We start from the raw sequence: 10,148 nt of genomic DNA, 5'->3' as shown, positions 1-10,148 counted from the left end.
CCGTCCGGCTTGTGTCGCGACTCGTACCTATGCACTGGAGGTTGGTTCGTGAAGTTCATGCGCGTCGGGCCCGTGGGGCGGGAACGCCCCGTGCTGTTCGCCGACGGAAGGCACTTCGACCTCTCGTCGCTCACCGCCGACATCGACGGCGAGTTCCTCGCCGGCGACGGCGTGCGGAGGGTCCGCGAGGCCACCGACCTGCCCGAGATCGACGTCACCGGTCAGCGGGTCGGCGCACCGGTCGCCCGGCCCGGGGTGGTGCTCTGCGTGGGGCAGAACTACGCCGCGCACGCCGCCGAATCGGGCGCCGCGCCACCGACCGACCCGATCATCTTCTACAAGGCGCCCAACACCGTCGTCGGCCCGCACGACGAGGTCCTGATCCCGCGTGGCTCGACGAAGACGGACTGGGAGGTGGAGTTGGCGGTGGTGATCGGCCGACCGGCCCGCTACCTCGCCTCGCCCGCCGACGCCCTCGGGCACATCGCCGGGTACGTCCTCTCCAACGACGTCTCCGAGCGGGACTTCCAACTCGCCGTCTCCGGTGGTCAGTGGTCGAAGGGCAAGTCCTGCGAGACGTTCCAACCGCTCGGCCCGTGGCTGGTCACCGCCGACGAGGTCGGCGACCCGCAGGCGCTGCGGCTGCGCTCCTGGGTCAACGGCGAGCCCCGACAGGACTCCAGCACCAAAGACATGATCTTCGACGTGGCGTACCTGGTCTGGCACCTGTCCCAGTACACAGTGCTGGAGCCGGGCGACGTCATCAACACCGGCACCCCGCAGGGAGTGGCGCTCTCCGGCCGCTTCCCGTACCTGACCGCCGGCGACGTGATGGAGGTCGAGATCGACGGCCTCGGTCGGCAGCGCAACACGCTCCGGGACGCCTGATGGCGGTGATCACCTCCGTCGACACGTACGACGTCCGGTTCCCCACCTCGCGGGACCTCGACGGATCCGACGCGATGAACCCCGACCCCGACTACTCGGCCGCGTACCTGGTGCTGAGCACCGACGACGGCCCGGACGGGCACGGCTTCACCTTCACCATCGGGCGGGGCAACGACGTCTGCCGGGCGGCGATCGACGCGCTGGTGCCGTACGTGGTCGGCCTGGACCCGGACACCGTGGACCTCGGTGCGTTCGCCCGCTCGCTCACCCAGGACTCGCAGCTGCGCTGGCTCGGCCCGGAGAAGGGCGTGATGCACCTCGCCGCCGCAGCGGTGATCAACGCGATGTGGGACCTGGTCGCCAAGCGGGCGGGCAAGCCGGTCTGGCGCTACCTGGCCGACCTCAGCCCCGAGCAGATCGTCGACCTGGTCGACTGGCGTTACCTCACCGACGCCCTCACCCCCGACGAGGCACTGGAGATCCTGCGCGCCGCCGAGCCGGGTCGGGCCGACCGGATCGCCCGGCTGACCGAGCGGGGCTACCCCGCGTACACCACGTCGCCCGGCTGGCTCGGCTACTCCGACGACAAGGTGGTCGGGCTGGCCAGGCAGGCCGTGGCCGACGGGTTCACCCAGATCAAGCTGAAGGTGGGCGCGGACGCCGCCGACGACGTACGCCGCCTGAAGATCGCCCGCGAGGCGGTCGGCCCGCGGATCCGGATCGCGCTCGACGCCAACCAGCGCTGGGACGTCGCCGAGGCGGTCGACCGGATGCGCGAGTTGGCGCCGTACGACCCGTGGTGGATCGAGGAACCGACCAGCCCCGACGATGTGCTCGCCCACGCGGCGATCCGGTCCGCCCTCGCCACCAGCGCACCCGACGGCGGGCCGATCCGGGTCGCCACCGGCGAGCACGTGGCGAACCGGGTGGTGTTCAAACAGCTGCTCCAGGCCGGTGCCGTCGACGTCGTCCAGATCGACGCCTGCCGGGTGGGCGGCGTGAACGAGAACGTCGCCATCCTGCTGCTCGCCATGAAGTACGGGGTGCCGGTCTGCCCGCACGCCGGGGGAGTGGGCCTGTGCGAGCTGGTGCAGCACCTGTCGATGTTCGACTTCGTGGCGGTGTCCGGCGAGATGCGTGACCGGGTCGTCGAGTACGTCGACCACCTGCACGAGCACTTCCTCGACCCGGTGGTGATCAAGGACGGGCACTACGTGGCGCCCAGCGCGCCGGGGTTCTCCGCCGCGATGCGTCCGGAGAGCCTCGCCACGTACGCGTACCCCGACGGGCCGGCCTGGGTCTGACTCGGGACGCGCTTCACCGCGCGGCCGACCTGACGGCGGTGCGTCAACTACTCGGAAGGAGAGAGCAGCATGCGGTGTGACGGTCTGGTGGCAGTGGTGACCGGAGGCGGATCGGGGATCGGGCTCGCGTGTGTGCGGGCGTTCGCCGCCGCCGGCGCCCGGGTGGGTGTCCTGGACCTGGAGCTGTCGGGTCTGCCGGAGGATCCCGGCGTCCTCGGCGTCCGGGCGGACGTGTCCGACCGCGCCTCGCTGAGCACGGCCGTCGCAGCGGTCGCCGAGGCGTTCGGCGGCATCGACATCCTGGTCAACAACGCCGGGATCTCGGCCGTGGGCACGGTGGAGGAGAACGACGACGAGCAGTGGAGCCGGGTACTCGACGTCAATGTCTCCGGTGTGGCCCGCACCAGCGCCGTCGCCCTGCCGTACCTGCGCCGGTCGTCGTCCGCGGCGATCGTCAACATCTCCTCGATCGCGGCGACCACGGGTCTGCCCAAACGCGCCCTGTACTCGGCGTCGAAGGGTGCCGTGCACGCCCTCACCCTCGCCATGGCCGCCGACCTGGTGACGGATGGCGTCCGGGTCAACTGCGTCGCCCCCGGCACCGTCGACACGCCCTGGGTGGCCCGCCTGCTCGCCGGCGCCGCCGACCCGACGGCGGAGAAGCGGCACCTGGCCTCGCGGCAGCCGACCGGCCGCCTGGTGACCGCCGACGAGGTGGCCGCCGCCGTCGTCTACCTCGCGTCGCCCGCGACCGGGTCGGTGACCGGTTCGTCGCTGCCTGTCGACGGAGGCATGTCCGGCCTGCGCCTACCTGCCCCGGCGCGGCCCGCAGCCGATCCTGCCGAATCGGGCGCGTGACATGATTGCGCGATGGGGAAACAGCAGGACGTCGGCGAGCCCGACCGTCACAGCGGGTCCGGCACCACCGCCCACCGTCCGATCGGCGGGAGCGCTGACGCTCGACTCGCGCTCGCCCAGGACCCCACAACGCCACAAATGACCCTTATCGACCTGGCGTCCGACCCGTCGGTACTGGTCCGCAAGGCGGTCGCCGCTCGGGCCGACGCACCCGCGCAAGCCCTGCGACCGCTCACCCGCGACCATGATCGTCAGGTCCGGGAGGCGGTGGCGAGGAACCCCTCCACCTCGATCGCCAACCTCATGCGCCTGGTCAAGGACGCCGACCGGTGGGTCCGCTGGGCGGTCGCCGGCAACCCGGCGTGCGACGAGTCGATCCGCCAGGTCATGGCGCAGACCTCGGACAAGGAGCTTCGCGGCCTGCTCGCGGAGAGTCGGGAGCTGGAGCCGGAGCTGGCCGCCAAGCTGATCGACGACGTGTCACCCGAGGTACGGGAGCGACTCGCCACGCACACCCACGACCCCGACGTGATCACCGCCCTGTTGGCCGACCGCACCGCACGCGTACGCAAGGGGGTCGCCCGCAATCCACGGACCACCGCCGAGCAGCGCAGCGCGCTCGCCGCGGACCCGGTGGCCGACGTCCGTGCCGCGCTGGTGCGGGCCGCCGAGCTGAGCGAGGCGGATCTGGCGCGGCTGGTCGACGACCGCGCGGTGCAGGTCCGACTGGCGATGGCCACGTCCGACGTCGTCCCGCCGCACATCCGGCAGGCGCTCACTCGCGACGCCGACGAGATGGTGGCCAGCGCGGCGCGCGACCACCGCCCCGGAGCCGGCAACGCCTCCGCCGTGCGGGCACCCCGCATCGCGCACCGGCCCTCCGCCGGTGCGGGCCGATCGGGCGGCGGCACCGCCCGGTAGCACCGCGCCGCGTCCCCCAGGCCGTGCGGGCGGGTGCTGATCGGAGCCATCGGGGACCCGGGTGCTCCGCCGAGCGGCGGATGCGCCCGCGAGCGTGATGACTCACAGGCATCATGATGCCTGTGAGTCATCAGGCTGGTCGGGACGTCTGCCCCACGACGACCGTGCGGGTTGGTGCGACCAGCTGCCGTCGGTCGCTGTCGGATCAGTACGGCCGCCGGATACCTCGATGCGACAGCACCCGCGCCTGCTCCTCGCTCATCTGGACATGATCCCAGCACCACCCCGCCATCGCCCGCCGCCGACGAGCGCCCATCCCGAGTGATGAGTTGTCGCGTCCGCGCCCGTCATACCTCCGACAGGACATGACGAGGCGGAAGGATGACGTGATGAGTGCGGACACACGGCTGCAGGAGATGGTTGTGAGCGGTCTCGGCGAGGTCGACGAGCCGGCGTTCTCGGGGCTGGCACAGCGGCACCGGCGGGAGCTGCACGTGCACTGCTACCGGATGCTCGGCTCGTTCGAGGACGCCGAGGACACGGTGCAGGAGACGTTCCTGCGGGCCTGGCGGCGGCGGGAGACGTTCGAGGGGCGGTCGACGTTCCGGGCATGGCTGTACCGGATCGCCACCAACGCCTGCCTGGACCTGCTCGCCAAGCGCCGCCCGGAGCCGGCGACCGGCGGTGAGGTGCTGTGGTTGCAGCCCTACCCGGACCGGTTGCTCGACGAGCTGCCCGCGGGCGACGGGGACGAGCCGGAGAGCGTCGCCGTCGCGCGGGAGACGATCGAGCTGGCGTACCTGGTCGCGGTCCAGCACCTGGCGCCGCGTCCACGGGCCGTGCTGATCCTGCGCGACGTGCTCGGCTGGCCGGCGAAGGACGTCGCGGAGCTGCTCGGGGATTCGGTCAACTCGGTGAACAGCGCACTGCAGCGGGCCCGAGCCGGCATGCGGGAGCACCTGCCCGCCGAGCGGCAGGACTGGGTCGGCGGCGACGAGGACGCCGGGACGCGCGAGCTGGTGCGCCGCTTCACCGACGCCAGCGTGGCCACCGACGTCGACGCGCTCGCCACCATGCTGCGCGACGACGTCCGCTCCTCGATGCCGCCCACGCCGGGCCTGTCCGTCGGCCGCGACGCGGTGCTGGGCAACTGGGTCGAGGACGGCTTCGACGCCATGTCGGGCCTGCGCGCGGTGCCCACCTCGGTGAACCGGCAACCCGCTGTCGCCTTCTACCACTGGCGCGAGCAGGAGGGCGCGTACCTGCCGCTGACGATCGACGTCCTGCGCGTCACCGGCGGCGCGATCACCGAGGTCTTCATCTTCCACGCCGACCAGTTCCCGCGGCTCGGTCTGCCGCCGCGACTGCCGGCCGACGGCAGGGAGTAGTCCCGATGCGGACGCTGACCCTGCCCGGGGGCGCCCGCGCGGCGGTGGTCGGGGCGCAGTGGTCCGACGCGTTCGCCGTCGTCACCAGCGGACGGATCCAGCTGGAGCTGCGCGACGGCGAACCAGGGCCGGTCCTCGGACGCGACGCCGGGTTCTGGCTGCGCGGCACCGGCGTCCGCGCTCTGCGCAACCCCGGCCGCCGCACGGCGACGGTGCGCGTCTGTACGCCACGGGACGTCCCACGCCAGTCAACCAGTCCGGTACGCCAGCTCACCGTCGATGGAGACGCCATGACCAGCACTGAGGACACCCAGATCGCCGCCGGCCCGACACCGGGCCAGCCCCGCCGGGGTCACCGGCTGCGGAGGCTCGCCGGCACCGGCCTGGTCGCCACGCTCGCGGCGATGGTGGCCACCACCCTCGCCGCCGCGCTGGCCCGGGCCGTCGGCGTCGATTTCGCGATCCCCGACGGCGGCGGCGAGACGATCCCGTTGTCCGGGTTCGCCGTGGTGACGGGCTTCTTCTCGGTGGTGGGCGTCGTCATCGCCGGCGCTCTCCTGTGGTGGAGTGCGCGCCCCGCCCACCGGTTCGTGTGGACGGCGGTGGCGCTGACCGCGCTCTCGCTGATCCCACCGTTCGTCTCGGGGGCGAACGCGGCCACCATCGCCGCGCTGCTGGGGCTGCACCTCGTCGCCGCGACGGTGATGATCCCGGTCCTGACGCGCAGCCTCCGTACCGACTGACGCACGCGCTGGTCGCTACCCGGTGCCGTGCTCGGGCCTGCCGGTCTGCTCCCACAGCGACTTCATCTCGTCGAAGGCCTGCTCCATCAGCTGCACCATCGCCTGCCGGGCGCGCTCACCGTCGCGACGCTGGATCGCCTGGGCGACATCGGCGTGCATCTGGAGGGCCTGCTCGTGCGGGTGGTGCGGCATGAGGTGGTGCTTGTGCCGGCCGGTGAGCACCTCCGCGACCAGCTCCTGGAGCCGGACGAACATCTCGTTGCCGGAGGCGAGCAGGACCCGCCGGTGAAACTCGATGTCGAGGTGCAGGAAGCGTTCCTCGTCGCCGGCCTCGCCGGCCGCCCACATCTTCGCCGCCAACCCGACCAGGTCGCTGGCCTCGTCACGGCCGATCCGGCTGGCGGCCAGGAAGGCCGCGTGCGGCTCGACCGCGGTGCGCAGTTCGGTGATCGACCGGAGCTGGGCCATCCGACCCGCCGAGGCGAGACGCCAGCGGATCACCTGCGGGTCGAAGACGTTCCACGCGCTCGCCGGCCGGATCAGCACGCCCACCCGCCGACGCGCCTCGATGAAGCCGATCGAGGCCAGCACCCGCAGCACCTCGCGGACGACCGAGCGGGACACGGCGTACCGCTCGACCAGCTCGTCGATGTTGAGGACCGACCCGGGGGGCAGTTCACCGCCGCAGATGGCGGTGCCGAGGTGGTCGAGGACGCGCGCGTGCAGCCCGGACTCGGCGGGGAGGGGCGAAGCGGCTGCAACCTCTGGTGAGGACGGTTCCACTCAAAGATCATATCATTTGCATCTACCTCTTGAGGTAATCAGCTTTTTCGGCCTAGCATCCCGATGTTAAGCGGATGTAACGCCGAGGTAGCGGCTCTCTCGGGGGCGGCCACGACAGAAAGAGAGACAGCGTGCGACGTCGACTGGTAATCGGCACATCTCTGGCCGTGGTCGCCGCCATGAGCCTGACCGCCTGCGGTGGCGACGGCGGCGGCGAAGACTCCAAGACCGTTCGCGTGACACTCGTCAACCATGTGTGGACGGAGAACATCAGAAAGGCCCTGCCGGAGTTCGAGAAGCAGTCCGGCCTCACCGTCGACGTCACCCAGCTCGGTGAGGACCAGCTCTCCGACCAGTACAACGTCAAGCTGAACGCCGGCTCCGACGACATCGACGTGATGATGTACCGGCCCCTGCAGGAGGGGAAGCTGTTCGCCAAGAACAAGTACCTCGCCGACCTGAGCGAGAGGGCCAAGTCCGACAGCGCCTTCGAGATCGGCGACTTCCAGGCTGGCCCGATGCAGGCGACGACCTATGAGGACAAGGTGGTCGGGCTGCCGATCATCACCGAGCAGGAGGTCCTCTACTACCGCAAGGACCTGCTGACGAAGTCCGGCTTCACCGCGCCACCGAAGACGCTCGACGAGCTCAAGGCGCAGGCCGCGAAGATCGAGGCGGACAACCCGGGCGTCGCCGGCTTCGTCGCGCGTACCGGCAAGGCCGCCGCCGTCACCCAGTTCTCCAGCTTCCTCTTCAGCTTCGGCGGCGACTTCGTGGACTCCAGCGGGAAGGCCACCGTCAACACCGAGCAGGCCAAGCAGGCGTACGCCTACTACGGCGGGCTGCTGCGCGACCACGGCCCGGAGAACATCAGCACCGACATGAGCTGGTCCGAGGCGATGGCGATCTTCACGCAGGGCAAGGCCGCCTTCTACACCGAGGCCAACTCGCTCTACAAGAACGCCACCGACCCGACCAAGTCCAAGGTCGTCGACACGGTCGGCTTCGCGGCCTTCCCGGCCGGCCCGGCCGGCTCGAAGCCGTACAACATCCCGTCCTGGGCACTCGGGGTGAACGACAGCTCGGAGAACAAGGACAACGCCTGGAAGTTCATCCAGTGGGCGGCCGGCAAGGAGCAGGCGCTGGCGCAGCAGACGGCCGGCGTACCCGGTGCCCGCACCTCGGTCTGGGCGAACCCGGCGGGTACCGCCTCCTACCCGAAGGACCTGGCCGAGGCGAACACGGTCAGCACCGCCAACGGTGTCGGCCACGACCGTCCGCTGGTGGTCAAGGTGGCCGAGGCGCGGGAGATCGTCGGCCAGCCGATCGTGGACGCGATCACCGGCAAGGACGCCGCCGCCTCGGCGGAGACGGCCAACGCGGCGTTCCAGAAGTTCCTCGACGACGAGGCGAAGTAGCCCGACCGCCGGGCGGCGGAGCCGACCGGCTCCGCCGCCCCGCCGGGACCTGACCCCCGAACCCGGAGACCCCTCATGTCAGCCGTCATCACCCCCCGCACCGACACGCCCGAGGCCCCTGCGGCGGTCCAGGAAGACTCCGCCTGGTCACGGTGGACGAACGAGCACCGCAAGTGGCTCTTCGCGGCACCCGCCATGCTCTTCGTCGCCGTGCTGATCATCTTTCCGGTGGCGTGGACCGGCTATCTGAGCCTGACCGACGCCGAGGGCTCGGTGCGCGCCGAGTCGGAGTTCATCGGAATCCAGAACTACCTCGACGTGCTCACCGACACCGATCGGTTCTGGCCGGCGGTCTGGCGTACCGTCCTGTTCACCGGCGTCGTGCTGTTCTTCGAGGTCATCCTCGGCATGGCGATCGCCCTGCTGCTGTGGCGACCCTTCCGCGGTGAGAAGTGGGTCCGCGTCGCGATCCTCCTGCCACTGGTGGCCACCCCGGTGGCGGTCGGCATGATGTGGCGGCTGATCTTCGATCCCAACATCGGGATGGCGAACCAACTGCTCGGCTGGATCGGGATCGGCCCGCAGCCCTGGCTGGCCGGGCAGCACTCGGCCCTGCCGACCACGATGTTCATCGACATCTGGCAGTGGACCCCGATGGTCGTGCTGATCCTGCTCGCCGGGCTCACCTCGCTCTCCGACGAGCCGCAGGAAGCGGCGCGGATCGACGGCGCCAGCAGCTGGCAGCGGTTCCGGCACGTCACCCTCCCGCTGTTGATGCCCACGGTGATCGTCGCCATCCTGCTGCGCGGCATCGACGCGCTCAAGACGTTCGACATCCTCTACGCCACCAAGGGTCGCGGCGGCGGGTCGTTCCACGAGGTCGAGACCCTCAACGTGTACGCCTACGGCCTCAGCTTCGACTACAACGACTACGGCGTCTCGTCGACAGTCCTCATCATCTTCTTCCTGATCATCATCGGGGTGATGTGGGCCCTCACCTATCGCAAGAAGGGGCTGGGCCGATGAAGCCGAGCAAGCCGTACCGCGTCTTCCGCACCTCGGCGCTGGTGGTCGTGGTCTTCGCGCTGATGGCGCCGCTGCTCTGGATGATCGCCGCGTCGTTCAAGACCAACGTGGACATCTACGACACCGCCAAGGCGTTCGTCTTCTCGCCCAGCCTGAAGAACTACGAGACAGTTCTCCAGCAGGCCAACTATCTCCAGTTCATCGGCAACAGTCTCTGGGTGGCGTTCGCGGCCACCGCGCTCTCGCTCCTGCTCGGCGTGCCCGCCGCGTACTCGATGAGCCGGTTCAGCATGAAGAAGTCCGCGCTCGTCGTGCTGATGGCCCGGGTGATCCCCGGCGTCTCGCTGCTGGTGCCCTGGTACTACGTCTTCTCGAACCTGAAGCTGGTCGGCGGGTTCAGCGTGCTGATCCTGAGCCACATGTTCGTGTCGCTCCCGCTGATCGTCTACATCATGATGGGCTACTTCGACGGCCTGCCGACCGAGTTGGAAGAGGCGGCGCTGGTCGACGGGCTGACCCACATCGGCGCGTTCCGGCGGATCACCCTGCCGCTGTCGGTGCCGGGCGTCGCGACCGCCGGCATCCTCTCCTTCATCTTCTCCTGGAACAACTTCATGTTCGCCCTGGTGCTCTCCGGCTCCGACACGAAGACGCTCCCCGTCGCGATCTTCGACTTCGTCGGCTACGCCAGCATCGACTGGGGGGGCCTGATGGCCGCCGCGACGGTGGTCACCCTGCCGATCATGCTGATCGCCCTGTTCGTGCAGAAGTACGTCGTCTCCGGCCTGACCGCCGGTGCCACGAAGGGCTGACCGGCAC

The 10,148-nt window shown here is 70.3% G+C and carries 10 protein-coding genes; 9 read left to right on the top strand and 1 reads right to left on the bottom strand.

Translation table 11 applies throughout. From position 1 onward, the window contains the following. Window positions 1-48 precede the first annotated feature (48 nt). The 6 genes from KBX26_RS01085 (at window position 49) to KBX26_RS32045 (ending at window position 6,102) form a co-directional block, all read left to right on the top strand. Entirely contained in the window at window positions 49-888 is an 840-nt protein-coding gene (locus tag KBX26_RS01085) for a fumarylacetoacetate hydrolase family protein (protein ID WP_030330514.1), read from the top strand. After that, window positions 888-2,192, top strand: coding sequence for an enolase C-terminal domain-like protein (locus KBX26_RS01080; protein WP_210864455.1), 1,305 nt, complete (start codon window positions 888-890; stop codon window positions 2,190-2,192). The genes KBX26_RS01085 and KBX26_RS01080 overlap by 1 nt, the downstream gene beginning before the upstream one ends. Before the next feature lie 69 nt (window positions 2,193-2,261). After that, window positions 2,262-3,050, top strand: coding sequence for an SDR family NAD(P)-dependent oxidoreductase (locus KBX26_RS01075; protein WP_210860582.1), 789 nt, complete (start codon window positions 2,262-2,264; stop codon window positions 3,048-3,050). A 138-nt stretch (window positions 3,051-3,188) separates the two neighbouring features. Then, the gene (locus KBX26_RS01070) at window positions 3,189-3,971 is read left to right on the top strand and encodes a hypothetical protein (RefSeq protein ID WP_210864454.1); all 783 of its coding nucleotides are present in this window, start codon (window positions 3,189-3,191) and stop codon (window positions 3,969-3,971) included. Between the two features lie 389 nt (window positions 3,972-4,360). After that, entirely contained in the window at window positions 4,361-5,359 is a 999-nt protein-coding gene (locus KBX26_RS01065) for an RNA polymerase subunit sigma-70 (protein WP_210864453.1), read from the top strand. A gap of 5 nt (window positions 5,360-5,364) precedes the next feature. Then, window positions 5,365-6,102, top strand: coding sequence for a DUF6069 family protein (locus KBX26_RS32045; protein ID WP_030330506.1), 738 nt, complete (start codon window positions 5,365-5,367; stop codon window positions 6,100-6,102). A 15-nt stretch (window positions 6,103-6,117) separates the two neighbouring features. Here the strand turns inward: KBX26_RS32045 and KBX26_RS01055 are convergent, their stop codons facing one another. After that, window positions 6,118-6,885, bottom strand: a complete 768-nt coding sequence (locus tag KBX26_RS01055) for a FadR/GntR family transcriptional regulator (RefSeq protein ID WP_210858460.1) — start codon at window positions 6,883-6,885, stop codon at window positions 6,118-6,120. A gap of 131 nt (window positions 6,886-7,016) precedes the next feature. Between KBX26_RS01055 and KBX26_RS01050 the strand changes: the two genes are divergently transcribed. The 3 genes from KBX26_RS01050 (at window position 7,017) to KBX26_RS01040 (ending at window position 10,141) form a co-directional block, all read left to right on the top strand. Next, window positions 7,017-8,303 (top strand): sugar ABC transporter substrate-binding protein, encoded by a 1,287-nt coding sequence (locus KBX26_RS01050; RefSeq protein ID WP_030330502.1) that lies wholly within the window; start codon window positions 7,017-7,019, stop codon window positions 8,301-8,303. Between the two features lie 75 nt (window positions 8,304-8,378). After that, window positions 8,379-9,329: a carbohydrate ABC transporter permease gene (locus KBX26_RS01045; protein ID WP_209444522.1), complete on the top strand. Its 951-nt coding sequence runs from the start codon at window positions 8,379-8,381 to the stop codon at window positions 9,327-9,329. Then, window positions 9,326-10,141, top strand: a complete 816-nt coding sequence (locus KBX26_RS01040) for a carbohydrate ABC transporter permease (protein WP_030330500.1) — start codon at window positions 9,326-9,328, stop codon at window positions 10,139-10,141. Before KBX26_RS01045 ends, KBX26_RS01040 begins: the two co-directional genes overlap by 4 nt. The last annotated feature ends 7 nt before the right edge of the window (window positions 10,142-10,148 follow it).

It is taken from the genome of Micromonospora sp. C97, assembly GCF_018070385.1.
Classification (GTDB): Bacteria; Actinomycetota; Actinomycetes; order Mycobacteriales; family Micromonosporaceae; genus Micromonospora; species Micromonospora parva.
The sequence above is the reverse complement of the archived record's forward strand: the minus strand, read 5'-3'. Positions and strand labels throughout refer to the sequence as shown.

Excerpts from the sequence above, each read along its gene's own strand:
- KBX26_RS01080 (WP_210864455.1), top strand. The coding sequence starts at position 888 with ATGGCGGTGATCACCTCCGTCGACACGTACGACGTCCGGTTCCCCACC.
- KBX26_RS01075 (WP_210860582.1), top strand. The coding sequence starts at position 2,262 with ATGCGGTGTGACGGTCTGGTGGCAGTGGTGACCGGAGGCGGATCGGGG.
- KBX26_RS01070 (WP_210864454.1), top strand. The coding sequence starts at position 3,189 with ATGACCCTTATCGACCTGGCGTCCGACCCGTCGGTACTGGTCCGCAAG.
- KBX26_RS01065 (WP_210864453.1), top strand. The coding sequence starts at position 4,361 with ATGAGTGCGGACACACGGCTGCAGGAGATGGTTGTGAGCGGTCTCGGC.
- KBX26_RS32045 (WP_030330506.1), top strand. The coding sequence starts at position 5,365 with ATGCGGACGCTGACCCTGCCCGGGGGCGCCCGCGCGGCGGTGGTCGGG.
- KBX26_RS01045 (WP_209444522.1), top strand. The coding sequence starts at position 8,379 with ATGTCAGCCGTCATCACCCCCCGCACCGACACGCCCGAGGCCCCTGCG.
- KBX26_RS01040 (WP_030330500.1), top strand. The coding sequence starts at position 9,326 with ATGAAGCCGAGCAAGCCGTACCGCGTCTTCCGCACCTCGGCGCTGGTG.